Source organism: Bradyrhizobium sp. Kon69 (genome assembly GCF_055807515.1).
Window position 1 is genome coordinate 1 of the sequence record NZ_JBVVOS010000208.1, and the last position, 331, is coordinate 331.

Annotated in this window: 1 protein-coding gene; it reads right to left on the minus strand. The window is 62.5% G+C overall.

Annotated elements, in window-relative coordinates:
- Nucleotides 1-331: hypothetical protein (locus tag AC0L3U_RS38860; protein ID WP_473365036.1), on the minus strand; the 331-nt coding region annotated here is incomplete at both ends.

Here is a 331-nt window from a genome sequence, read left to right on the forward strand (position 1 = left end):
GCGTGCTGAGCAATCATCTTGCGGGTGTTGATCAACTCTCGATGATCGAGTACCGACAGCGGTTGCACAAATGTCCAGGCGAGCCAGATTTCAAACAGGCAGACATCGAAGCAATACCGCACATTGCCGGTGACGGCCCCCTCCAGCAGGCTGTTGTCCCAGGCCAGCTTGACGGTGGCCGCTCGCGTGCCGTTCCACCACGGCGAATCCGGCGAGGCCGCCAGGGGTGGCAGGGCTGCGTCGATCACGCGGGTGCCGAGCAGGGTCTTGAACAGGGCGTCGCCCAGTTTCGGGTGGAAGGTCGCGTCAGCGAGGTTGAACAGCAACTGGT